Source organism: Paludibacterium yongneupense DSM 18731 (genome assembly GCF_000422925.1).
In the GTDB taxonomy this organism is placed as follows: Bacteria; Pseudomonadota; Gammaproteobacteria; order Burkholderiales; family Chromobacteriaceae; genus Paludibacterium; species Paludibacterium yongneupense.
The window spans coordinates 58,537-82,942 of sequence record NZ_KE383957.1 but is presented as its reverse complement, the minus strand read 5'-3'; the positions used below and the strand labels follow the sequence as shown (position 1 = coordinate 82,942).

At 62.8% G+C, this 24,406-nt stretch carries 24 protein-coding genes; 7 read left to right on the top strand and 17 right to left on the bottom strand.

Annotated features, from left to right (window positions below; genetic code table 11):
- Positions 1-4: 4 nt before the first annotated feature.
- From G520_RS0114865 to G520_RS0114835, 5 genes are all read right to left on the bottom strand, one after another.
- Positions 5-1,048 carry a bifunctional UDP-4-keto-pentose/UDP-xylose synthase gene (locus tag G520_RS0114865; RefSeq protein ID WP_028536337.1) on the bottom strand — a complete coding sequence of 348 codons (1,044 nt, stop codon included), beginning with the start codon at positions 1,046-1,048 and terminating at the stop codon, positions 5-7.
- 50 nt (positions 1,049-1,098) lie between these two features.
- Positions 1,099-2,019: a formyltransferase gene (locus G520_RS0114860; RefSeq protein WP_028536336.1), complete on the bottom strand. Its 921-nt coding sequence runs from the start codon at positions 2,017-2,019 to the stop codon at positions 1,099-1,101.
- On the bottom strand, positions 2,016-2,966 hold the full coding sequence (locus G520_RS0114855; RefSeq protein WP_028536335.1) for a glycosyltransferase: 951 nt from the start codon (positions 2,964-2,966) through the stop codon (positions 2,016-2,018). The genes G520_RS0114860 and G520_RS0114855 overlap by 4 nt, the downstream gene beginning before the upstream one ends.
- 7 nt (positions 2,967-2,973) lie before the next feature.
- Entirely contained in the window at positions 2,974-4,098 is a 1,125-nt protein-coding gene (locus G520_RS0114850) for a DegT/DnrJ/EryC1/StrS family aminotransferase (protein ID WP_036666377.1), read from the bottom strand.
- A 359-nt stretch (positions 4,099-4,457) separates the two neighbouring features.
- Positions 4,458-6,119: a glycosyltransferase family 39 protein gene (locus tag G520_RS0114835; protein ID WP_169449851.1), complete on the bottom strand. Its 1,662-nt coding sequence runs from the start codon at positions 6,117-6,119 to the stop codon at positions 4,458-4,460.
- A 105-nt stretch (positions 6,120-6,224) separates the two neighbouring features.
- On the opposite strand from G520_RS0114835, the gene G520_RS0114830 reads away from it, so the two are divergent.
- Both G520_RS0114830 and G520_RS0114825 read left to right on the top strand, forming a co-directional pair.
- Positions 6,225-6,701 (top strand): WbuC family cupin fold metalloprotein, encoded by a 477-nt coding sequence (locus G520_RS0114830; RefSeq protein ID WP_028536332.1) that lies wholly within the window; start codon positions 6,225-6,227, stop codon positions 6,699-6,701.
- Between the two features lie 32 nt (positions 6,702-6,733).
- On the top strand, positions 6,734-8,365 hold the full coding sequence (locus tag G520_RS0114825; protein WP_028536331.1) for a methyl-accepting chemotaxis protein: 1,632 nt from the start codon (positions 6,734-6,736) through the stop codon (positions 8,363-8,365).
- Positions 8,366-8,400: 35 nt separating this feature from the next.
- Here the strand turns inward: G520_RS0114825 and G520_RS0114820 are convergent, their stop codons facing one another.
- The 7 genes from G520_RS0114820 to G520_RS0114790 all read right to left on the bottom strand — a co-directional run bounded on the left by G520_RS0114820 (position 8,401) and on the right by G520_RS0114790 (position 13,113).
- A complete protein-coding gene (locus G520_RS0114820; RefSeq protein WP_028536330.1) occupies positions 8,401-8,745 on the bottom strand; it encodes a hypothetical protein in 345 nt (114 codons plus the stop codon).
- A 112-nt stretch (positions 8,746-8,857) separates the two neighbouring features.
- The gene (locus tag G520_RS0114815; RefSeq protein WP_036666421.1) at positions 8,858-9,364 is read right to left on the bottom strand and encodes a phosphatidylglycerophosphatase A family protein; all 507 of its coding nucleotides are present in this window, start codon (positions 9,362-9,364) and stop codon (positions 8,858-8,860) included.
- Positions 9,339-10,292 (bottom strand): thiamine-phosphate kinase, encoded by a 954-nt coding sequence (gene thiL / locus G520_RS0114810; RefSeq protein ID WP_028536328.1) that lies wholly within the window; start codon positions 10,290-10,292, stop codon positions 9,339-9,341. The genes G520_RS0114815 and thiL overlap by 26 nt, the downstream gene beginning before the upstream one ends.
- Before the next feature lie 60 nt (positions 10,293-10,352).
- A complete protein-coding gene (gene nusB / locus G520_RS0114805; RefSeq protein ID WP_028536327.1) occupies positions 10,353-10,787 on the bottom strand; it encodes a transcription antitermination factor NusB in 435 nt (144 codons plus the stop codon).
- A 41-nt stretch (positions 10,788-10,828) separates the two neighbouring features.
- A complete protein-coding gene (gene ribH, locus G520_RS0114800) occupies positions 10,829-11,296 on the bottom strand; it encodes a 6,7-dimethyl-8-ribityllumazine synthase (protein WP_028536326.1) in 468 nt (155 codons plus the stop codon).
- Between the two features lie 47 nt (positions 11,297-11,343).
- Entirely contained in the window at positions 11,344-12,453 is a 1,110-nt protein-coding gene (gene ribBA / locus G520_RS0114795; protein WP_028536325.1) for a bifunctional 3,4-dihydroxy-2-butanone-4-phosphate synthase/GTP cyclohydrolase II, read from the bottom strand.
- A gap of 42 nt (positions 12,454-12,495) precedes the next feature.
- On the bottom strand, positions 12,496-13,113 hold the full coding sequence (locus G520_RS0114790; protein ID WP_028536324.1) for a riboflavin synthase: 618 nt from the start codon (positions 13,111-13,113) through the stop codon (positions 12,496-12,498).
- A 183-nt stretch (positions 13,114-13,296) separates the two neighbouring features.
- Here G520_RS0114790 and G520_RS0114785 point away from each other — a divergent pair, with 183 nt between their 5' ends.
- The 5 genes from G520_RS0114785 to G520_RS0114765 all read left to right on the top strand — a co-directional run bounded on the left by G520_RS0114785 (position 13,297) and on the right by G520_RS0114765 (position 17,928).
- Positions 13,297-14,907 carry a peptide chain release factor 3 gene (locus tag G520_RS0114785; protein WP_028536323.1) on the top strand — a complete coding sequence of 537 codons (1,611 nt, stop codon included), beginning with the start codon at positions 13,297-13,299 and terminating at the stop codon, positions 14,905-14,907.
- Positions 14,885-15,643 (top strand): TetR/AcrR family transcriptional regulator, encoded by a 759-nt coding sequence (locus tag G520_RS0114780; RefSeq protein WP_246542752.1) that lies wholly within the window; start codon positions 14,885-14,887, stop codon positions 15,641-15,643. The genes G520_RS0114785 and G520_RS0114780 overlap by 23 nt, the downstream gene beginning before the upstream one ends.
- Positions 15,644-15,829: 186 nt before the next feature.
- A complete protein-coding gene (locus G520_RS0114775; protein WP_028536321.1) occupies positions 15,830-16,396 on the top strand; it encodes an FMN-dependent NADH-azoreductase in 567 nt (188 codons plus the stop codon).
- 167 nt (positions 16,397-16,563) lie between these two features.
- Positions 16,564-17,103, top strand: coding sequence for a kinase inhibitor (locus G520_RS0114770; protein ID WP_028536320.1), 540 nt, complete (start codon positions 16,564-16,566; stop codon positions 17,101-17,103).
- A gap of 144 nt (positions 17,104-17,247) precedes the next feature.
- Positions 17,248-17,928, top strand: coding sequence for a helix-turn-helix transcriptional regulator (locus G520_RS0114765; protein WP_211222842.1), 681 nt, complete (start codon positions 17,248-17,250; stop codon positions 17,926-17,928).
- Between the two features lie 7 nt (positions 17,929-17,935).
- On the opposite strand, the gene G520_RS0114760 is transcribed toward G520_RS0114765, so the two are convergent.
- From G520_RS0114760 to G520_RS0114740, 5 genes are read right to left on the bottom strand one after another with little or no spacing between them, the layout of a single operon-like run.
- A complete protein-coding gene (locus G520_RS0114760) occupies positions 17,936-19,090 on the bottom strand; it encodes an ABC transporter permease (RefSeq protein ID WP_028536318.1) in 1,155 nt (384 codons plus the stop codon).
- The gene (locus tag G520_RS0114755; RefSeq protein ID WP_028536317.1) at positions 19,087-20,211 is read right to left on the bottom strand and encodes an ABC transporter permease; all 1,125 of its coding nucleotides are present in this window, start codon (positions 20,209-20,211) and stop codon (positions 19,087-19,089) included. The genes G520_RS0114760 and G520_RS0114755 overlap by 4 nt, the downstream gene beginning before the upstream one ends.
- Positions 20,208-22,124, bottom strand: coding sequence for an ATP-binding cassette domain-containing protein (locus tag G520_RS0114750; RefSeq protein WP_036666420.1), 1,917 nt, complete (start codon positions 22,122-22,124; stop codon positions 20,208-20,210). The genes G520_RS0114755 and G520_RS0114750 overlap by 4 nt, the downstream gene beginning before the upstream one ends.
- Before the next feature lie 5 nt (positions 22,125-22,129).
- Positions 22,130-23,038, bottom strand: a complete 909-nt coding sequence (locus G520_RS0114745) for an HlyD family secretion protein (RefSeq protein WP_036666376.1) — start codon at positions 23,036-23,038, stop codon at positions 22,130-22,132.
- Positions 23,038-24,348 (bottom strand): TolC family protein, encoded by a 1,311-nt coding sequence (locus G520_RS0114740; RefSeq protein WP_051229432.1) that lies wholly within the window; start codon positions 24,346-24,348, stop codon positions 23,038-23,040. The genes G520_RS0114745 and G520_RS0114740 overlap by 1 nt, the downstream gene beginning before the upstream one ends.
- Between the last annotated feature and the right edge of the window lie 58 nt (positions 24,349-24,406).

Below are 24,406 nucleotides of genomic sequence, written 5' to 3'. Positions count from 1 at the left end.
GCGTTTACTCGGCCAGGTCGCGGGCGGAAACGGCCTGATCGCGGTAGAACTCGAATATGCCGCGCAGCGCGTCTTCCATGGTTACCGAAGGCGCCCAGTCAAGATCGGCACACGTGTTCTCGATTTTGGGGACGCGGTTTTGCACGTCCTGATAGCCCTTGCCGTAGTACTCGCCGGACGTGGTTTCCAGCAGCTTGACCTTGGCCGCATTGACACGATACTCCGGATAATCGGGGGCCATCTTCATCATCATGTCGGCCAGTTCGCGGATCGAGTAGTTGTTGACCGGATTGCCGATATTGTAGATCCGGCCGGAGGCCTTCCCGTCCTTGTTCTCGATGATCTTGACCAGGGCCGAAATGCCATCGTCGATATAGGTAAAGGCACGTTTCTGCTGGCCGCCATCGACCAGTTTGATCGGTTCGCCGCGCACGATGTGGCCGAGGAACTGGGTGATCACACGGCTGGAACCTTCCTTCGGGGTGTGGATGCTGTCCAGGCCCGGGCCAACCCAGTTGAACGGGCGGAACAGGGTGTAATCCAGACCTTCCTGCTGACCGTAGGCCGCGATCACGCGATCCATCAGCTGCTTGGAGCAGGCATAGATCCAGCGCGGCTTGTTGATCGGGCCGTACGTCAGTTCCGAGTTTTCCGGATCGAATTCGGCGTCCTTGCTCATGCCGTACACTTCGGATGTGGACGGGAATACCACGCGCTTATTGTACTTGACGCACCATTTGATGATAGGCAGATTCGCTTCGAAATCGAGCTCGAACACGCGCAGCGGAGCCTGGACATAGGTCGCAGGCGTCGCAATGGCGACCAGCGGCAGCACGACGTCGCACTTCTTGACGTGGTACTCGATCCACTCGCGATTGATGGTGATATCGCCCTCGAAGAAATGGAAACGCGGGTGATCGACCCACTCCTGCACGCGGTCGGAGTGCATATCCATGCCATACACTTCCCAGTCGGTGGTCTCGATGATGCGTTTGGTCAGGTGATGGCCGATAAAGCCGTTCACGCCGAGAATCAGTACTTTTTTCATGGAGGTTTCCTTAAATCGCCACGCCCAACGGGTAGCGGCGCATCTATCAATCAAATCGTTACACTGCCGGATATAAAACACTTCTGGAAACGCGCCGCATCGAGCGGCACGCCATTCAATTCCGCGGCCAGGACGTACAATACCCCGCCGTCCGCGGCCTCCAGGCACAAGCGGCCCGCCTGCAGAAGCAAACGCGCCCTGTCTCTCGCCACGCCCCGGCCCGGAGCGATGCGCGTGCGCCACAGCACCAGACGGCCTGCGTCGACATCGGCGAAAGCGCCAGGGTATGGCTGCGCGAGCGCGCGCACGAAATCATGCAGACGCCGCGCCGATGCCGTCCCGTCGAGCCGGCCATCCTCGGGTTTACGCCCGCCGAAGTAGCCCCCCAGGCTCAGGTCCTGCTCCCGCATGGACGCGGTCCCCGATTCGAGCGCAGGCAGGCTGCGCCACAGAACCATCTCGGCGGCGGTGACCACCTTGGCGAAAACGTCCTGCGCATTATCGTCCGGAAAGACAGGCACGGCCATCTGATCGACGATGGCGCCGTTATCCGGCTTCGCATTCATGACATGCAAGGTCGCACCGGTTTCGCTCTCGCCGTGGATGATCGCCCAGTTGATAGGTACCCGGCCACGATATTGCGGCAGCAGGGAGCCATGCATATTGAATGCGCCGCGCGCCGGAACATCCAGCAAGGGCTGCTTGATCATGTGGCGATAGTAAAACGAAAACAGAAAATCGGGCTGTGCCGCGCGAACAGCCGCCAGCACCTCGGGGGTATTCGGGTCATCCGGCGTCAGCGTCGGGATATCGTACTCGCGCGCCACGCGCTCGACGCTATCGAACCAGATCGTCTCGTTCGGGTTGTCGCGATGCGTGATCACCAGCGCCACCTCGACGCCACGCCCGAGCAGGGCCTTCAGGCAGCGCACCCCGACCGTGTGATAAGCAAACACCACAGCACGGGTCATTCGTCATCCTCCTGCTGCTGCAAAATGGCACCAATAACGTAACGCGGGCGCTCGCGCACCTCCTGGTAGATGCGCCCGATATATTCGCCGAGCAAGCCGATGCCGAACAAGGCGATGCCGATCAGAAGGAACGCGATGGCAAACAGGGTAAACAAGCCCCCCTCTTCCGGCCCGATGATCAAACGGCGCAGGCCCAGATAGACCACCAGCACGCTCGACAACAACGACACCGAGATGCCAAGCAGCGAAAACAGCTGCAAGGGCACGATGGAAAAGCCGGTCATCAGATCGAAATTGAGGCGAATCAGGCTGTACAGCGAGTACTTCGACTCGCCGGCGAAGCGCTCTTCATGACCGACGACGACTTCGGTCGGATTCTGCGCAAACTGGTAGGCCAGCGCCGGGATAAAGGTATGCAGCTCGTTGCAGCGATTGATCGTGTCGATGATGCGCCGGCTGTAGGCGCGCATCATGCACCCCTGGTCGGTCATCTTGATCCGGGTCAGGCGCTCGCGCAGACGATTCATCAGGCGCGAAGCCACGTGCCGCCACAAGCTGTCGTTACGCTTGCGCCGGATGGAACCGACATAATCGTGGCCGGCGTCCATCTGGGCGAGCAGCAGGCCGATGTCTTCCGGCGGATTCTGCAAATCGGCATCCAGCGTGACGATGCGTTCGCCGCGGCTGTGTTCGAAACCGGCGAGAATGGCCCGATGCTGACCGAAATTGCCGTCGAACAGAATGACGCGCGTTTCGGCCGGACGCCGCTCGAATTGCGCCGCCAGCAAAGCCGGGGAACGATCGCGACTGCCATCGTTGACAAACAGCACCTCGTAGCTGACGCCGAGCGCATCGAGGGAGGGGTACAGACGCGCGAACAAGGCCTCGAGCACGTCCTGCTCGTTATACACCGGAATGACAACGGATAGATCTACCTTATTGGACATGCAAAGCCTATTTCAAAACAGAATTCAGAACACGACGGGTCGTCGCGCACACGCGGCTGACATCGTCGTCGCTCATCGCGGGGAATAGCGGCAAGGTTACCGTACGGCGGCCGATGTCCTCGGCGACGGGAAAATCACCTTCGGCGAAACCGCGCCCGCGGAACAAGGTAAACAGATGCATGGCCGGATAATGCACGCCGACACCGATGCCTTCTTCCTTCATGGCGGCGATAAAGTCGCCGCGCCCGACGCGCATCGCATCGAGCGGCAGCAGAGGCTGAAACATATGCCAGTTGCTATGATCGAAATCAGTGAGGGGAAGGTCGAAACCCAGATCGCGCGGAAACTCGTCAAAGTAGCGGCGGGCAAGTTCCCGCCGCCGCTGATTGAACGCCGGCAGGCGGGCCAACTGGCCGAGACCGATGACGGCGGCGATATCGGTCATATTGGCCTTGCCGCCCAGGACATCGACATCCATGCCACCGTCTGCACTGCGTGTCACGCCTTGCAGGCGCAATTTCTCGAACAGCCGCGCCTCGTCCTCGTTATTGAGTACCAGGCAACCGCCTTCGCCGCTGGTCATATTCTTGTTGGCATGAAAACTGAAAGAGACCAGATCACCGCGGCAGCCGATGCGTTCCCCCTTCCAGAGAGAGCCCATGCTCTGGGCCGCATCCTCGATCACACGCAGACCATGGCGCCCGGCCAGAGCGTAAAGCCGATCGCGATCGACCGGCAAGCCGGCCAGATCGACCGGGATCAGCGCGCGGGTGCGGGGCGTAATCGCCGCCTCGATACGATCGAGGTCGATATTGCGGGTCGCCGCATCGGCGTCCACGAAGACCGGCGTCGCTCCCACCGCCAGGATGACATTCGCGGTCGCCACCCAGCTCATGGGACACGTGATGACCTCGTCGCCCGGACCGATGCCGGCGACGCGCAGCGCCATTTCCAACGCGGCAGTCGCCGATGAAACCACACGCACCGGACGTCCGCCAACAAACCCGGACAACGCCGCCTCGAGTTCGCGGCACTTGGGTCCCGTGGTAATCCAGCCCGAGCGCAAAACCTCACCGACACGGGAGATGGTGTCCTCATCGATACTGGGACGGGTAAACGGAAGAAAATCCATCAGCACTTTCCTACTCTGACGCAGCCGCTTCAGCTGCGCGCAACAATAATCACACCAACGATAATCACGGCAATGCCGGCCAGCCGCTGCGCCGTCACCGCCTCGCCAAACAGCCACCGGGCCAGCAAGGCATCGGACAGGCTAGCCGGCCTCTACCCGCGACAGCGCCGGAATCCATACCGCCACGCTGATCACGTAACGCGACAATCCGCCCATGATAGGCAGATTGACCGCCAGCGACCAGCCAACCGGCAAAAATTAGACGCAGAAAAGCCGAAACGACCGCCCTGGCGCACGCCGCCCTTGAGAAACAGCAGTGCGAACGCGTCGAGCAGGATTCAGGGCGATTCCGGTCGGTTTCACGGCTTGCCAACCACCAGGCGCTCGGCGTCGCGATACAGCACCCGCATCGGCACCCCCTGCCGACTCAGGTCGGCATAGGTATCGGCTTTCATCATCGCCATGGCCGAAGGGCTGCTCCTCCAGCGTGCGGCGAAGGCATCCAGCGTCGGAATCCAGCGCGCGGGTTCATGCGTTTCGCCAAATTCGAATTCGTCGGCATAATCGACCAACGTGACGTCCCGGCGAAGATAGAACGGAAACGTCTGATCATAATACCGCACTGAAAACACCTCGGTACGGTCCGTCAGCTGCGGCCTGAGTTGCCCGGCCAGTTCGCGGCTGCTTTTCAGTCGCCCATAACCCCGGTCATGCCCCACGGCCACCAGCGTCACCGCCAGCAGTGTCGACAGCGACAAGGCGGCCAGCGCCGCATTTTTACGGTCCGACCCCAGGCATAGCCAGGCAAAAGCCACGGCGAGCAAAGCCGGCACGGAAGACCAGCCGACCATGCGCAGCAAAGCGAGAAACGGTTCTGACGCCAACAGCCGCGCAGGCAGAAAATGCGAACCAAACAACCATGCGCACAGCGCGAACGTCCAGAACAGAAACGGCAACAGCAAATGCCAGCGCAGCGCGCGTGCGGACATCCCTTCGAGAGCAGAGGCGGCCAGCAGCGCAAGCGCCGGGAACATCGGCAGGATATAGGAGGGTAGTTTGGAGCCGGAATCGCTGAAAAAAGCGAACACGAACACGGCCCAGATCAAGAGCAGGCGGTGGTTCTGGAAACGCTGGCTGGCATCGCGGCCAAAACCCACCCTGCACGCGCGCCCAAGCAAAGAGGTCCAGGGCATGAAGCCGAGCAGCAGATAGGGCACGAAATACCAGACAGGGCCGGTGCGGCGATGCTCAGTCGTCAGGAAACGCTGAAAATGCTCGTGCACGAAGAAAAACCAGGCAAAACCGGGGTTACGCGACGACACCAACCAGAACCAGGGCGTGACCAGCGCAAAAAACAGCAGCAAGCCCGAGACGAGTCGCAAACGCCCCCAAAAGGCCAGTTGCCGGGTCAGCACGCTGTACAGGACCAGCGTGGCGCCAGGGATCAGCAGCCCGATCAGCCCCTTGCTCATCACCGCACCGGCCATCGCAGCCCAGACCAGCCACATCCAGTTCCGGCTCGCAGACGAATCGGCGGCATTTTGCGCCAGCAGAAAGGCGCACAAGGCGAGCGCCAGAAAGAACGAGACGCCCATATCCAGGTTCAGAAAGTGGCTATTGGCCACCACCCAGACGGACCCCGCCATCACCAGTGCCGCCGCATCACCTGCACGCGCACCCCACAAGCGGCCGGCGGTGAAACCCACCGCCGTCACGGACAAGAAACCGGTCAGCGCCGGCCACAGCCGCGCGGCAAATTCGTTGATGCCGAACCATTTCAAGCTCAGCGCCCCCATCCAGTACGGGAGGATGGGCTTTTCGAAATACAGCACCCCATTCAGACGCGGGGTCAACCAATCACCGTGGGTCAGCATGTCGAGCGCGATGGTCGCATAGCGCCCTTCGTCGGGATGGATCAGATCGCGCGAGCCAAGACTGGCAAACCATAACACGGCAAAGACCAGCCAGATCAGGACCCGCACGCGCGTCGCAACGCGCTCGTCAGAATTTACAATCATCATTCGGCCATCTCGGGCGCCAGAGTCAGGAGGCGGAATCTTATCAAATTCAGGCATAATAATCATGCCCACCGTTAAGCAATTTCTATACTTTCTCAAAGGAACGCCATGAAATCACTCGTCGGAGACGGCCTGGACAAACTGAGCCAAACAGCCGCCCAGGCGCCGCGCTTGCGCAGCAACCTGAATTTTCACGCCGCCCTGGACGAGCCGGTTCAGCGCCTGGTCATCGCAATGGAGCCCGGAACCTATGTCCGGCCGCATCGCCATGCGTCGACCTGGGAACTCCTCAGCGTACAACGTGGCGCGATGGAGCTGATCACTTTCGATGCAGACGGCGCGCTCGCTTCCCGCCAACGACTCGGAGAGAATGGCGCCTGTGTCGTCGAAATGCCTGCCGGCACCTGGCACTCGGTGTTATCCCTGGAGACCGGCAGCGCCGTCCTCGAGGTCAAGCAAGGCCCTTATCGGCCGCTCGGAGATGAAGACCTCGCCGCATGGTCCCCGGCAGAAGGCAGCCCGGCCGTCGCGGATATGCTGCACTTTCTCTCCAGTGCTGCCCCGGGGGACCGCTTCATCCGCTAGTGTTTTATCTTTCAGCCCAAGAAGGAGTTGCAATGCGTCTCAGACAGTTCAGAATAGGCGCCCGCCTGCGCCTGGGGTTTGCCGCCGTCGTCGGCCTGAGCATGGCCATCGCACTGGGCGCCATCGCCGAGTTGCGCGTCGATTCGCGGCGCTTGCAGGACATCAACGGCAGCCTGCTGGTCAATGAGCGCATCGCCACAGAGTGGCGCAATGCCATTCTGATCAATAATGTCCGAACCGGCATTCTGATACGCAGCGCCGACCCTGGGCTGAACAAACAGATCAAGGCGGACATGAAGATCACGAGCGCGCGAGTCAGCGAGTTGCAAAAAGAACTGACTCGACGCAGCGACGATCCGGCCAGCATACAGCTGCTTGCCGACATCGCCTCGCGGCGCAAGGCCATGTTCGCCCTGCGCGACCCCATCATCGCCCTCAAGGACCAGGGGCACGCCGACGAGGCGCGCACGAGGGCCGAAGGACCATTCGCCGCCGCACTGAACCGCTACCTGGACAGCGTCGGAGCGATGGTCGCCACACAGCAAGCCCGCATCGACGCGAACGCGGCCCAGTTGACGGCTGACAACAGCAGGGTGCAGCTCGTACTGGCCGCCCTGGCCGCTTTATCCGTCCTCATCAGCCTGTTGCTCGCCCACCGGCTCACGAACAGCATCGTCACCCCCTTGCGCGAGGCCATCGCCGCTGCGAAGCAGGCCGGCAGCGGAGACCTGACAGCCAACTTCGTCGCCCACGGAACCGACGAAACGGCCGAACTCGCGCGCGCCATCCACACCATGCAGAGCGGCATGGCCGAGATCGTCCACACCCTGCAGCGCGACATCCGCGAGATCCGGCAATCGGCAGAATCGCTCAGCGATGTCGCTTCGGGAGCCTCCGGCTCGTTCGAGCGGCAATCAGCCTCGACCGGGCGGGCCGCGATGGCGATCGATCAGTTGGCAGGCAGCATCATGGATGTCAAAAGCAACGCCAACGATGCCCATAACCGCGCGGACAGCGCCAAGGACCTGGCCACCAGGAGTGGCGAAGAACTCGGCGCCGCCGTGGCAACCCTGGACCAGACAGGCGAGGCCGTGCGTGCCGCATCCGAAGAGGTGGGCCTGCTGAACACCAAGATACAGGAAGTCGGCGCCATCGCCACCCTGATCCGGGAGGTGGCGGATCAAACCAATCTGCTCGCGCTGAACGCGGCCATCGAAGCGGCGCGCGCAGGCGAGTACGGACGTGGTTTCGCCGTGGTGGCGGACGAAGTGCGCAAGCTGGCGGAGCGCACCAATGTTTCGGCGCAGGAGATCGGGAGCCTGATCGACGGGGTCAGGATAGACTGCGAGCACGCAGCCAGCCGTATATTCACCAGCAGCAATTCGATGGAAACCGTTCAGAATCAGGCTCGGACAGCCAGTCAGTCGATGCGGCAAATTCAGGATGGCGCCGTCGCCAGCGTCACCATGTTCGGCGAGATTCGCGGCGCGCTGGTCGCGCAGCAGGATGCAAGCACGGCGCTGGCCACCGACCTGGATGCCATTATGGCAATGGCACGGCAAAACAAGCAGGCCATCGAATCGGTCACCGGCACGGCACAACACCTGCAAGAAATTTCGCGCCGCCTGTCGGACAATATCGTTCGTTTTCAGGTAAACGACTGAGGGCGAACGTCGTGCCGACAGGATGTCGACGTGCGTCAGCCCGGCTTGCGCCGCGACGGGCGGGCGGCGAATTCGGGGTCCGGTTCGAACAGGGTGCCTGTGCGACCGGTTTGGGACTGGCAGGCGATCTGCAAGGCGCGATTGATCGCCTCCTTCTTGCTCACGCCCCACCATTCGATCATTTTTTCCAGCGACTTCTGCGCCTCGCGCGTCAGCTCCACCGTCACGGAAAGCTCCTGCAGCCGGTTGCGCCTCAGTTCGCGACTACGCCGCTTGCGCTCGGCAGGCGTCATGGCGCGCTCGCCCAGCGGCTTGCGCCCGGGTTTTTTACGCACGCCGCCTATCAGGTCAAACGTGTAGTGATCGCAAGGGTCTTTCATGCACAGTGACGGGTCACACAGAAGGGCGGCAAGCATACCATAGACCCCGCCCCATATACATATCCCGCCCGCGATTTTGTTTCAAATCGCGCAGGCGGTGCATGGCGCAGCCTTACAACCAGCCCAAATGCACCGCCAGCCGCAGCAGCAGCATGACCGGAATCGCCGCGGCAATATCGTCCACCATCACACCGAAGCCGCCATGCACGGAGCGATCCAGCCAGCTGATAGGCCAGGGCTTGGCGATATCGAACAGGCGGAACAACAGGAAAGCGACGAGCCAGGCCAGAGGGGTCGCCGGGGTCACCGCCAGAATAAGCAACATGGCGACGACTTCGTCGAAGTTGGCACCGCCGTGATCGTGAACCCCGAGCGCTTCGTCCGCCATCGCACTGACCTTGACCCCCAGCCAGAACAGGGGCAGGCACAGGGCCGCCAGCCAGGCGCCATGCACGCCCAGGGCCGAGAGCACGAAATAGCACGGGAAAGCCGCCAGCGTTCCAAACGTGCCGGGCGCCCATGGCACCAGGCCGCTGCCAAATCCGAAAGCGATAAAATAGGCCGGGTGGCTGGTTACAAACCGCCAGTCGGGCTTAATCTTGAAAGTGGTCAAAACCATGGCTCCTCAGGGGCAGGGTATTGCCGTCCGCGTCCAGAAGCCGCAAGCCCGGCTCGGCCACCGTTCGTCCGATACGGGACAGACGACAGCCAGCCGCTGAAGCGAGACTGGAGATCGCCGCACGTTCGGACGAGGCCGCGGTGAAACATAATTCGTAATCGTCGCCACCGCTGAGCAGCGCATCCAGATACGGCCGCCGCTTCACCCCCAGGCAGGCGGGCGAAGGAATCGCATCGAACCAGATTTCGGCTCCGAGCGCCGAACGCTCCAGCACATGACCGAGATCGGCAGCCAGACCATCGGAAACGTCGACGGCGGCGTGGGCGCAATCCAGCAGCAAGGCGCCGAGAGCAACCCGGGGTTGCGGATAGTCGAGCCTGCGGCGGCAGGCTTCCAGCGCCGCCTCCGTCAGGCCCTGATCGCCATTCAGGCGGTGTTGCACCGCCAACGCCGCCGCGCCCAACTCTCCGCTGACCCACACATCGTCGCCGACTTGCGCGGCGTCGCGCCGCAGTGCGCGCCCGGCAGGGGCTTCGCCCACGATGGTCACCGACAGGGTCAGCGGGCCGCGTGTCGTGTCCCCCCCGACCAGTGCGACACCGTGCAGATCGGCCAGGGCGAAAAACCCGCGCGCAAACGCACCGAGCCATTCGGGATCAACGGCCGGCAGGGCCAGCGACAGCAAGGCCCAGCGGGGTCGAGCGCCCATGGCCGCCATATCGGACAAATTGACGGCCAGCGTCTTGTGCCCGAGGGCAAAGGGGTCGACATCGGGGAAAAAGTGCCGCCCCTCCACCAGCATATCGGTGGACACATGCAGATCGTGACCGATGCCAGGACGAATAATCGCCGCATCATCTCCGACACCCAGTTCCACTCCCTGGACCGGGCGGGTAAAAAAACGCTGGATCAGATCGAATTCGTTCATCTTGTTCGCGGGTACGCGGCGATAGAAACGGCCGGTCGGAAACAACCGGCCCGGGAGGCTTCAGGACGGACGACGGGCGACTTCGTCGCCACGCACTTCGGCAGCCAGCTTGTCCAGCACGCCGTTGACAAACCGGTGGCCGTCAGTGCCGCCGAAAGTCTTGGTGATTTCGATCGCTTCGTTGATGATCACCGGATACGGAGTCTCCGGATGCTGGCTCAACTCCAGCGCAGCCATCAGCAGTACCGCGCGTTCGACCGGGCTCACGTCCTCGGCCGCGCGTTCGTAATACCGTCCGACCAGGGCCGACAAGGCATCGACATCCTTCAGGACGCCGTACAGCAGCGTACGGAACAGGGCTTCGTCGGCCTTGACGAAGTAATCGTTTTCTCGGAGATGCTTCTCGATCAGCGACGGGGCGCGATCCGGGTTCAGCTCCCACTCGTAGATGCCCTGGATGGCAAATTCGCGGGCACGTCGACGGGCAGTTTTCATGGGTGGGTCATTCCTTAATTCAAAGAGCGTAAGCGACGAGATCAGGCGCGCAAAACCTGCTGCAAACGAGCCATTTCGATCGCGACGCGGGCGGCATCGGCGCCCTTTTCCTGTACCCGGACCTCGGCCTGTTCATCGGTTTCGGTCGTCAGGACAGCGTTGGCCAAAGGGATGGAAGCATCCAGCCCGACGCGGGTCAGACCGGCGCCGGACTCGTTGGAAACCAGTTCGAAATGGTAGGTTTCACCGCGAATCACGGCTCCCAGCGCGATCAGCGCGTCAAAGCGTCCGCTCGCGGCCATCGTCTTCAGTACCAGCGGCAGCTCGAGCGCCCCGGGTGCAGAGGCAAGCACGACGTCGGACGGCGCCACGCCGAGCCGGGCCAGTTCGGCCAGGCAGGCGTCGCGCAGACCGAGGCAGACCGGTTCGTTGAATCGGCTCATCGCGATACCGATCTTCAGACCGCGTCCGTCAAGATTGGGTTCGATGCGGGTAATGGCGTCAAGCATGGAAATCCTCGCGGCGATCAAAATGGAATCGATAAAAGACGACTATTTTAACCTATTTCGCCGCCGCCGTGCGCGGGCTGACAAAATCCGCAGACTTCGAGATCAAAACCGGACATGCCCGGCAAGGGCGTAGGCGAAGACATCAGACGCATGCGCCCGACGCCGAGCGTGCGCAAAATCTGCGCGCCAATGCCGAAGGTCTTGTTATCCCACACCCGCGTTTCGGGCGTCGCAGGCGGCAGCGCCCGCGCCAGCAGATCCGCGCCGCTCTCGTCGCGATGCAACAGGATGACTACGCCGCAGCCTGCCTCCTCGATTTCTTCGAGCGCTCCCGGAACCGTCCACGAATGCCGCGATGACAACGGGTCGAGCAGGTCCATTATCGAAACCGGTTCGTGCACCCGCACCAGGGTTTCGTGCGCGGCACGGATCTCGCCCTTGGCCAGCGCCAAGTGCGTCGCCTGGGTCAGGACATCGCGGAACACATGCATCTCGAAGCTGCCGAACGGCGTCTCGATCGCACGTTGGCCGACTTTTTCCACCAGACATTCGGTCGCGCTGCGGTACTGGATCAAATCGGCGATCGTCCCGATGCGAATGCCGTGCAGGGCGGCGAATTCGACCAGTTCGGGAAGACGCGCCATGGTGCCGTCGTCGTTCATGATCTCGCAGATCACCGCCGCCGGCTCCAGGCCCGCCATCTGCGCCAGATCGCAACCGGCCTCGGTATGGCCGGCACGCACCAGCACCCCGCCCTCCTGCGCTTTCAGAGGAAAGACATGGCCAGGCTGCACCAGGTCGTCGGCGCGGGCCGTCGCCGCGCAGGCGACGCGAATGGTATGGGCGCGGTCGGCGGCGGAGATGCCCGTGGTCACGCCTTCGCGCGCTTCGATGGACACGGTGAAATTGGTCCCGTGCTGAGCGCCGTTCTGACTGACCATGGGCGGCAAGCTCAACTGGCGGCAGCGATCCTCGGTCAGAGTCAGACAGATCAGGCCACGGCCGAAACGGGCCATGAAGTTGATGGCTTCGGGCGTCACGCACTGGGCGGCCATCACCAGATCGCCTTCGTTTTCGCGGTCCTCGGCATCGACGAGGACCACCATTCTGCCGGCACGGATGTCGGCGACGATTTCTTGCACGGGGGAAATGGACATTACAGTTCCTTGTTCGGCCGGCTTGTACCGGCCCGACGGACTTCAGGATTGACCGGCACGCTCGGCCAGCACGCGTTCGACGGTTTCGACGATCGCCTGCGTTTGCGGGTCGATTTCGATATTGACGCGATCGCCGGCACGGCGCTCACCCATGTTGGTACGGCTCAGCGTTTCGGGGATCAGGTGCACGCAGAACGACGCGCCGCGAACGAGGCCGATGGTCAGGCTGATGCCATCGATGCCGATATAGCCCTTGGTGAACACATACTTCATCACCGACGGCGGCAGATCCAGCCATACGGTGCGGTTGTTCGGACTGTCGATGATCTCGGACACCTGCGCCTGGCACAGGATGTGGCCCGACATCGCATGCCCGCCGATATCATCGCCGAAGCGCGCAGCGCGTTCGACGTTGACACGGTCCCCGACCGCCACCGTGCCGAGATTGGTCACCCGCAGCGTTTCCTGCATCAAATCGAACGACACCCGATCGCCGTCGATCGCGGTAGCGGTCAGGCAGCAGCCATTGTGGGCGACCGAGGCGCCGAGGGACAAGCCCTCGAGCAGCGTCGCCGGCAGGCGCACGGTATGGGTTCGGAAATCCTGTTTTTCTTCGACGCCAACGATTTCGGCGCACCCCTGGACGATTCCGGTAAACATGAGCAATGGATTCCGCGTAATTTAAGTCTGTATTGAGGCCATGATAACCAAAACCGGCCTGCCTGCCGAGCAGACCGGCGCACAGGGCACGCCCTCCCCCGGCGATCATCGGCACGGAGGCCGGTTTTGCTTGGCGCGACATATTAGGTAAAATGGGTCCTTTTGAGCGCCATCCAAGCCCCCATGTCGACCGAATTGACTCGCATCGCCGAGGAAGTGGCGCATCGCCGCACCTTCGCCATCATCTCCCACCCCGACGCGGGCAAGACCACGCTGACGGAAAAACTATTGCTGTTCTCCGGCGCCATTCAGCAGGCAGGCACCGTCAAGGGCAAAAAAACCGGCAAATTCGCCACCTCGGACTGGATGGACATCGAGAAGCAGCGCGGCATTTCGGTCGCCTCGTCGGTCATGCAATTCGAATATCGCGATCACACCGTCAACCTGCTCGACACCCCGGGCCACCAGGACTTTTCGGAAGATACCTACCGCGTTCTGACCGCCGTCGACTCGGCGCTGATGGTGATCGACGCCGCCAAGGGCGTGGAAGAGCAGACGATCAAGCTGCTCAACGTCTGCCGCCTGCGCAACACGCCCATCGTCACCTTCATGAACAAGTACGACCGTGAAGTCCGCGACTCGCTGGAACTGCTGGATGAAGTCGAAAACGTGCTCGACATCCGCTGTGCGCCGGTCACCTGGCCCATCGGCATGGGCAAGACCTTCCGCGGCGTCTACAGCCTGCTCAACGACGAGATCATCCTGTTCGCGGCGGGCAGCGAAAAGCGCATCGACGATGTCGAAGTCATTCGCGGCATCGACAATCCGCGCCTGGACGAACTGTTCCCCCTCGAAATGGAACAGTTGCGCATGGAGATCGAACTCGTCAAGGGCGCGTCCAACGAGTTCGACCTTGACGATTTCCTGGCCGGCACGCTGACGCCGGTCTTCTTCGGCTCGGCAATCAACAACTTCGGCGTTCGCGAAATTCTCGACGCGCTGATCAACTGGGCGCCTGCGCCGGCCGACCGCGATGCGACCGTACGCTCCGTATCGCCGTCCGAAGACGCATTTTCAGGTTTCGTATTCAAGATCCAGGCCAATATGGATCCGAAGCACCGCGATCGCATCGCTTTTCTGCGCGTCTGCTCCGGCCGTTTCGAACGCGGCATGAAAATGAAGCACTTGCGCCTGAACCGCGAAATTTCGGCCTCCAGCGTCGTGACCTTCATGGCGCACGAGCGCGAAACGGTGGAAGAGGCCTATGCCGGAGACATCATCGGCATTCCCAACCACGGCAATATCCAGATCGGCGACAGCTTCTCCGAAGGAGAGGCCCTGCAGTACACCGGCATTCCGTTTTTCGCGCCCGAAATGTTCCGCATCGTGCGCATCAAGAACCCGCTGAAGATGAAGCAGTTGCAGAAAGGCCTGCAACAGCTGGGGGAAGAAGGAGCGGTGCAGGTATTCCGCCCGCACAACGGCGGCGACCTGATCCTCGGCGCGGTCGGCGTACTGCAGTTCGACGTCGTGGCCGCCCGCCTGGCGTCGGAGTACGGTGTCGATGCCGCCTTCGAGTCGACCCAGATATGGAGCGCACGCTGGGTCAGCGCGCCCGACCGCAAGAAACTCGAAGAGTTCGAACGCGGGCTGATCAACAATATGGCGACAGACGCCGGCGGCAACCTGGCCTACCTGGCGTCCAGCCGCGTCAATCTGCAGCTCACGCATGAACGCTGGCCGGACATCGTATTCCACGAGACACGGGAGCATGCCGTCCGCCTCAACGAATAAGCCGGCGCCCGGGGGGCGCGCGGGCGATGCCCGCGTCGCGCTTCGTGGCATACTGGTTCCGATCAACCCTGATGACAGTGGCCACGCCATGAGCAGCAAGACCCGTATCAAAACCTACGACCGCATCGTGCAAGAGAGCCTGGACCTGTTCAATCAGCAGGGCGAGCGCAACATCACCACCAACCATATCGCGGCCCACCTCGGCATCAGCCCCGGCAATCTCTACTATCACTTCCGCAATAAAGAGGAAATCGTCTACCAGATTTTCTTGCAATATCGCACATTCATCACTGAGCGGCTTGGCATGGATGCCTCGCAAAAAATGACGGTAGACGATCTCGTCAACTATCTCGACACCGCCTTTCAGGCGATGTGGCGCTTCCGCTTCATGTTCTACGACCTGCCCGGCCTGCTCGCGCGCAACCCGCAGATGCAGACCGAGTATCAGCAATTCGTCAACACCGAGATGCGAAGCATTCTGGCCGGACATTTTCGCGAATTCATCCGCCTCGGCTTGCTGTGCATGGACGACGAAGACGTCGAAGCCGTCAGCATCAATATCTGGCTGGTGGTCAAATTCTGGTTCGCCTTCGAGCAGACGGCACGACCACGCGCGCCCATCACGGAAGAAGCGGGTCATCGCGGGGTGCGCCAGGTGCTGGCCTTGCTCAAGCCGTTCATCCAGGCTGAGTTCCGCGACGGTTTCCGCCGCTTGTACGATCGTTATCCGTGTTAGGACTGATTCAACACGAAGCATTGTCCCAGCAGTAGAACGATGCTTCCTCTCGGCACCGTCTAGTCAGTCCGCTCAGAGCCGGGATAATAACCGCTAATGTATACGCCATCAGACCATTGATGGCGGTACTCAGATCAGCCGGAAAACCCGGATGAAATTGAGACACCGGTCCCTCTCGGAGCTTATATGAAAATTCTGCACCTCGATTCCAGCATCCTTGGCGACAACTCCGCCTCCCGACAACTGACGGCGGAAGCCGTGGCCCACCTTCGCGCCAGCCATGCCGACGCGCATGTCGACTACCGCGATCTGGCGGCGACACCGCTGACCCACCTCTCGGGCGCCGTTCTCGGCGGCAGTGAAAGCGAGCTGGGCGAAGCCATCATCAGCGAATTCCTGGCCGCCGATGTGGTCGTGGTGGGTGCACCGATGTACAACTTCGGGGTGCCGAGTCAGCTCAAGGCATGGATCGACCGCATCTGCGTCGCCGGTCGTACCTTCAAGTACACCGAAAACGGCCCGACCGGCCTGGCCGGCGGCAAGAAAGTCATCATCGTCTCTTCCCGCGGCGGCGCTTACATCGGCGGCGGAGAAGCTTACGACCATCAGGAAACCCACCTGACGACCCTGTTCGGTTTCCTCGGCATCACCGATGTCACCATCGTGCGTGCAGAAGGTCTGGCCATGGGCGACGAAGCACGCGCCAAGGCATTTGATACCGCTCGCGGCACCATCGCCGCTCAGGCCGTCTAAACGCCTGCCGCGGCCCGCCCCGGCGGGCCGCGCCCCCAAGCGCTTCATGTCGCCTTCGTTTTGCCTTTTCCCGAGCACTTCGGCACACTACCAGAGCAGTGCGGCACAGCCGACACTCGAAAATCCTTCTATGCTATCCCCTGTCTTCTCACGAAACGAGGGTTGTCATGAAGTCTTTTCTGTTCGCTAGCGCCCTGATCGCCGCCACCGCCCAAGCGGGCGAGTTCAAATTGAGCAGCACCGATATCGCACAAGGGCGGGCTCTGAGCTCGCGCCAGGTCTTCAAAGGCTTCGGCTGCGATGGCGCAAACATCTCGCCGCAACTGAGCTGGAGCGACGCTCCCGCCGCCACCCGGAGTTTCGCGGTCACCGTCTACGATCCCGACGCGCCGTCCGGCAGCGGATGGTGGCACTGGACCGTCGTCAATCTTCCGGCCGCCACCCACTCCCTGCCGACAGGCGCGGGCAACCCCGGCGGTCCGCTGCCGGCGGGCGCGGTCCAGGGACGGACCGACTTCGGCCAGCCGGGGTTCGGCGGCGCCTGTCCGCCTGTCGGCGATGCGCCTCACCGTTACCAATTCACGGTCTGGGCCTTGAAAGTCGACCGGCTCCCGCTCGATGAAAATGCCAGCGGGGCGCTGGTGGGTTTCATGCTCAAGGCCAATGCACTGGCGACGGCCAGATTGACCGCGACCTATGGCCGCTAGCCGCGCATGACGCCCGCCAGCGAGGTCAGCCACTACGAGAGACGTGTCCTGCTTGGAGAAATCAGGGCCAGTGCGGCCCATTCTTTACGCCGGATAACGTTGTTCGCCCCATCTCTGTGCCGGATACGGCAAGGCGAAAAGCAGATGTGGTGGCAAGGACGCACGCTGCTGGCCGGCCCGCAACAGCTGGTTCTGATGCCGGCGGGGATTGAGCTGGACATCAGCAACCGCCCCGGAACGCTCGGTTACCATGCCGAAGTGCTAACGCTGGCGACGCCGCTGATTCAACGCTTTCGCGCGAACCACGGAACCCTCGTCGCCCCGCTGCTGACCTCGGCGGCGAGCCGCGATTTGTGCGTTCCACTGGACCGCGGCATTGCCACCGCCTGGGACGATCTGCAGGCCCGCCTCGGCGACGCTTCGCACGCCGCCATACAGAATCATTATGCCGAAGGACTGCTGCTGGCGTTGACCCTGGCCGGGCACGCGGGCCCGCTGCTGTTCGACCGGCGCGATCCCTTGAGCGATCGCGTCCAGCAACTGCTCCTGTTCGACCCGGCGATGGAGTGGACGGTTGCCCTCGTCGCGAACCGCCTGGGGGTCGGCGAGTCGACGTTGCGCCGCCAGCTGGCGCAGGAGGGCCGGCGTTTCCGCGAGATTCTCGAGGACGTCCGGCTCGGATGCGCCCTGCAACTCTTGCAAACGACACGCACGCCGATCGGGGATATTGCGGTGGCCAGCGGCTACGCTTCGGCCTCGCGCTTCGCGGTGCGCTTCCGCCTGCGCTACGGCCTGTCGCCGCGCACGCTGCGCGCGGCCCTGTAGCGGGGGCTCAGGCGAACTGGCGCCGGAACAACGACAGCCCCAATGCCAGCACCAGCACGCCGATGCCTCCCATCTCGGTCAGGGGCAGGGCCAGATCGGCCGCGCCCTGCCCCTTGAGCAGGATGCCGAAAGCGATATCGAGATAATAGTGCAGCGGCGAGGCATACATCAGCCAGCGCAGCCAATCCGGCATCGCCTCGGCCGGCGTCCATGCCCCGGACAAAAACAGCATCGGTGACAAAATCAGGATGGACAGCATGCCGGCCTGCGCCAGGTTCTGCGAGACCGTCGCGGCAAACAGCCCCAGCCCGGCGGTCGTGAAGACATATAACATCGATGCCGCGAAGAACAGAAGCAGACTGCCCTTGACCGGGATGGAAAACAACGGAATCAGAACCAGAAACAGCGTCACCGCGATGCCGGCTACAATGACACACGTCATCGCCACCACCTTGGGAAACAGAATCCCGAAAGGCGACAGCGGCGACACCATCAACTGTTCTACCGTCCCGCGTTCTTTTTCCCGCACCAACGCCGCGGCCGGCAGCAACACCGAAAACACCGTGGCGATATTCAACATCTCGGAAATACCCATGAACCAGCTGTCATTCTGGTTCGGATTGAACCAGACGCGCATGGCGTTATCGACCCCAGGCAGTGCCGCCTCATCGCGCGCAGACGCGCCGCGCCGCGCAAGCTCCGACTCGATGCCGAAACGGGCGGCAATCTGTTCGCCGTGACTGACGGCGAGAAAACCCAGTACCGAGTTGGTGGTATCCACCTGCATGGCAAGCTCGGCGCCACGGCCTTGCGCCAAATCGCGGCCGAAGCCCTGCGGCAGCGAAAGCAGAATCATCGCCGTACCCGAATCCAGGGCCGCCTGGCCGTCGCGGTCGGCATCGAAGTCGCGCGCGACCTTGAAATAGGGAGCCTGAAAACGGCCGACCAGCTCGCGCGATGCCGCACTGTGATCGAAGTCCTGCACCCAGGTCACCGCACTGGACAGCGAAAGCGAAACGCCGGAGGCGGCGAGAAAAACATCGAGCGTGAACGCGTACAGAATGAAGGCCAGCAGCACCCGGTCGCGCCCCAGTTGTTTGAACTCCTTGACCAGCATCGCTGCGAAACGGCGCCAGATCCGTACCCACTCTCCGGACATCATGTTCGTGGCCTCTTGCTGAACAAGGCATAACCGAGCGAAAACAGGATCAGCGCGTAAGCCGTCAGTACCAGCAACTGCCGCCACAAGGCCCCCGGCCCTATACCCTTGAGAAAGCAGCCGACCACGATATCGGCGTAGTACATGGCCGGCACGATGTGCGCAACCACGCGGGCGCCGCTACCGAGCGAAGCAATCGGAATGATCAGCCCCGAATAGAGGATGGAAGGAATCATGGTCACCACCAGCGTGACAATCATCGCCGCCACCTGAGTCGACACCAGCACCGACACCAGCAACCCTATCCCCGTGGTGCATAGCACATAGATCCAGCTCGCGAGGAGAAAGAAGGCAAAATCGCCCTTGAACGGAACCTGATACAGCAGGCAGGCAAAACACCACAGCGTCAGGATGTTGAACGTGGAAATGGCGACATAAGGCGCGAGCTTGCCGAGCAGGAACTCTCCCCGACTGATGTCGGACGAGTAGATATTGAAAATCGATCCATTCTCTTTTTCGCGCACGATGCCCAGCGCCGTCAAGAACGGGGGCGACAACATCAGCACCACCATGATCAGCTTGGGAGCGAGCGAACGAATGCTCGACACATTCTGGTTGTACAAGTAGCGCGATTGCAGGACGACCCCCTTCATGCCGGACAGGACGGGAAGCCGCGCGAGCCGCTCGCGGCTGAAGTCGGCATTGATGGCCTCGACATAGCCGCGCGTGGTCATGGCACGGCTGGGGAAGGTCCCGTCAATCACCGTCTGCACCGCCGCCCGCCCCGGCGCCTCCAGATCGTGGCCGAAGCGCTCCGGGATCACCAGCGTCATGCGAACCTGGCCGGATGTCAGCTTGCGACCGGCCTCGGATTCGCTGTCGCTATAGCCCTGAAATTTGAAATAGCGCGAGCCGATGAACTGCCAGGAATAGTCGCGACTCAGGGCGCTACGGTCGTAGTCGACGACGGTAAAGGGAATATTCTCCACGTCCAGGGACAAACCGTAACCGAACAACAGCATCAATAACGCCGGCACAATAAAAGCCAGTGCGAAAAACAGCCGGTCGCGCACAATTTCACGCCATTCCCTCGCGGCGATCGCGCTTACCCGTTGCAGCTTCATGCCGCCCCCCCGTGCTCGGCTTCCAGACGCGAAACCAGGTGCACGAAAACATCCTCCATCCCGATCGGCCGCGTCTCCACGCGGGCTCCGGCTTCGTGTGCGGACACGGCCGCCGCGAGGGCGGCTCCGTCGCGGCTGAGCAGGCGCAGGTCGCGGCCGCAAGGTGACGCGCCGGGGAAACCGGATGCCGCCAAGGCCTTGCCCAGCCCGCGTGCATCGGCCGTCGTCACCTGATAGAGCTCGCCCGCCTCGGCGACAACCTGCCGTTTCAACTCCTGCGGCGAGGCATCGGCCACGATGCGTCCGGCAAACATCAGGGCCAGGCGGTCGCAGTGTTCCGCTTCGGACATGAAGTGCGTCGTCACCAGCATCGCCACCCCGTCGACGCGGGACAGCGAGAACAGGATGTCCCAGAATACGCGTCGTCCGAGCGGGTCGACCCCCGACGTCGGCTCGTCCAGGAACAGTACGCGCGGCCGGTGCACGAGCGCGCAACCGAGGGCCAGCCGCTGCCGCAGCCCCATGGGCAGAGACGCGGCCAGTTCGTCTTCGTGGCCGGCCAGCCCCGCCATGCCGATGATCCAGCGCATGCGTTCGTCACCGTCCTGTCGACCCAGGCCATAGAGTCCGGCGTAAAGCCGGATATTCTCGCGGACAGTCAGGTCGAGGTAGAGCGAGAAGGCCTGTGACATATAGCCGATGCGCGATTTGATCAGCGCGCCGGCATGACGCATATCTGCGCCAGCCACGCTGCCGCTGCCGCCACTGGGCGGCAGAATGCCGGTCAGCATCTTGATTGCCGTGGTCTTGCCTGCGCCGTTGGCGCCGAGCAAACCGAATATCTCGCCCGGACGGACCTTGAAGCTGACATCGGCAACGGCCACAAACTCGCCGAAGGTCCGCGTCAGGCCCTGCGCGAGGATCGCATCCGGCTCGTCCGCCGACGGCGTATTCGCCTGCCCGGGCGGAAGCGTCGCCGCACGCTCGCCGCCCAGCAGCGCCAGGAACACGTCTTCGAGTTCCGGCGCCATCGTATCGAGGGTCTCGATATCCAGACCGTTCAGAGACTCCCGCACGGCGGCACCGGCCGCTTCGCGATCGAGCCCCTCCACGAACAGTCGCAGCGTCTGCCCCATCGCCTCGCAGTGCGGAAAATGCGGCGCCAGCCGCTGCTGAGCCTCCAGTTGCGGAACGACCCGGCATTGCACCACCGCTCCCGGCGCCCGCGCCAGGATCTCGTCCGGCGTCCCCGTCGCCAGCGCCCGCCCCTGATGCAACAGACATAGACGGGTAAAGCGGCTGGCCTCATCCAGATAGGCCGTCGAAACCAGCGCGGTCAGCCCCTCGCTCTCCATCAGATCCCCGAGTATGCCCCAGAAGTCGCGCCGGGAAACCGGGTCGACGCCCGTGGTCGGTTCATCGAGTATGATCAGATCCGGGGCATGGATCAGCGTGCACGCCAGACCAAGCTTTTGCTTCATGCCGCCGGACAACTGCCGCATCGGACGCTGCGCAAACGGGGCAAGCCGGGTCACCGCCAGCAAGTCGTGCTTGCGGCGCTCGGCCTGATCGCGCGGCACCATGCGCAGACGTGCAAAAAAATCGATATTTTCCTCGACCGACAAGCTGCCATAGAGGTTTTGCCCGAGCCCTTGCGGCATCAAACCCAGGCGAGACTTGACCGACTCGGCCCCCGTGTCCGAAGCGATATCGGTGCCGAACACCTGCACCCGGCCGGCATCGAAGCGCAACACGCCGGCGACGGCCTTCATGAAACTCGACTTGCCCGCTCCATCCGGGCCGATCAGACCGAACAGTTCGCCGCGCGCGATGTCCAACGACAGACCGCACACGGCGTCCGAGCCCCCATAGCGCTTTCCGAAGTCGCGAACCGTCAGCAGAGGGGCGTCCATGGTGCTCACCAGCGCGGACGCTGCCACGCCACGGTGTCGTTCCAGCGGATCACGGCATCGGCCGGCACGCCCGGCGTCAAGCGCCAGCCCGGGTTTTCCGCCACCGCGAGTTTGACCGCGTACACCAGTTTGACCCGCTCGTCCGGAGTCTGGACTTCCTTCGGCGTAAACTCGGCACGGCCGGCGATGGTGCTCACGCGCGCGGCAAAAGCCAGCCCGGGCCAGGCATCGGTATAGATTCGGGCCGGCAAGCCGAGCCGGACTTTTCCAATCTGGTCTTCCGGCACGTAAACCTTGAGATAAAGACGGTTGAGGTCGACGATATCCAGCACGGCCCCTCCCGCCGCCAGCACATCGCCGGGTTCGTGCAGGCGGGTGGTCACCATCCCGGCGGCAGGCGCCAGCAAAGTCATTTCCTTGAGCTGACTGCCGACTTCGTCGCTACCGGCCGCCGCCTGCCGGATTTGCGCCTCGGCTTCGCGAAACTGGCTCTCGGCGCTGACCGCGGCCAGACGCATCTGCTCGGCATGAACCCGGTCTACCGAGCCGCGGGCGAGCAGCGCCTGGTAACGGTCGGCGTCCCTCGCGGCCTGCACCCAGACGGCCCGTGCCCTTTGGCTGCGCGCGCGCGCAGCATCGAGTGCGGCACGCACGCCGGCCTGGCGCGAGACCAGTTCATCCGACGACAGCCTGGCCACCACGGTGCCGGCGCGAACGCTGTCGCCTTCGTGTGGCACCAGTTCCATCAAGCGCCCCGGATACTTGCTGGCGACAAAGGTATGATCCCCTTCGATCCGGCCATTGACCTGAATCAGCCCATCCGGCACGCCATGCTGATGCGAACGCCAGATCCCGTAGCCGATACCCGCCACCAGAATCAGGGGCACCACTCCCAACAGACGGATCGCTCGCATCACATCTCCCCGGTTGCGCGCCGAATGCGCAGTATGGCTAAAGCATGGTCGTAACGGGCATTGAAATCATTGCGGCGCGCTTCGCTTCGACGCGCCTCGCCCGCCAGCACCTCGGTCTGATTGGCCAGCCCGTTGGCATAGCGATCGCGCTGTATCTTCAGGTATTCGTCCGCTGCCGCCAGCGCCGCGGCGGCGACATCCATACGTGTGGCGGCATCATGTTCGAGCCGGGCCGCGCGCTCCACCTCAAGGCGGATCAGATCCAGCGTCTCTTCGCGCCGTTCGTCGACGGCCAGCGCGCGGCTCTCGACGCTGCCGGCGCTGGATCGGCTCAAGCCGCTGTCGAAAACGGCCCAGCGCACGCCGATGCCGATCGATCCGGTGCCCTTGTTCACCAGATAGGGATTGTCGAGATAGTCATACGCCGCGTAGATGCCGACCTGGGGACCGGCCTGCGCCCGCACGCTCTTCGCCTCGGCGCGCAGGGCGTCGCTGCGCGCCGAGAGTTGCGCAGGTTCGGGGCGGCGCGCAAGCGCCGTCTGCGTGAGCGTCGCGATATCGCGCCGTTCGCGCGGATAGGACAGATCGGAAAGGGTGACGGGCGCCGCTAACGGGCGTCCGAGCAGTCGATTGTAGGCGGCTGCCGCGATGCGTTCGCTATCGCTGGCGGCAATCAGTCGCTGACTCGCATCGGCTTGAGCGACCTGCGCCCCCAGCGCATCCACCCGCGCCACCAGGCCGCGCGCATAAAACTGGTCTACATCGCGACGATAGGACGTCAGGCTGGACAGATAGGTGCGGGCGACGTCCTGCGCGCGCCGGGCGCGCAACACATCGAGATAAGCGACGGCAACATCGTATTTGACATCAAGCCGGGTACGCCGCAGATCCTGCGCGGCGACGTCGATGGTCGCGCGTGCGGCATCGATTTTGTGCTCCAGCCGACCGCTGGTATACACGGGCAGGCTCACGCGTGCTTCGCCGGACAGCTGTTTGGTATCGGTCAACGGAGCCGTCATCGTTCCGGGCAGGGAGGTCCCGAGCGCCGATGCCAGCGGGCCGGTCAGCGGCGTCACGTCCAGTTCGGCCTGATACGCGTGGTCGAAACGCCGCCAGTCGGCTTCCAGGCTCAGGCTGGGCCCCTGCGCCGACTGCGCCGCCTCCAGCCCTGACTGAGCCGCATCGGCATCAAAAGCGGCGGCCTTGATGCTACGGCTGACGTCCAGCGCCTGTTGCCAGGCTTGTTCCAGTGTCTCCGCCTGCGCCAGGGTCGCCCCCCCCAGCAACAGAACCGAAAGCAGCGCTCTCATCGATGTCATCGCGTTGTCAGCAGAATCCCGAGCTTTGAGTGTACGCCCTTATGCAAAT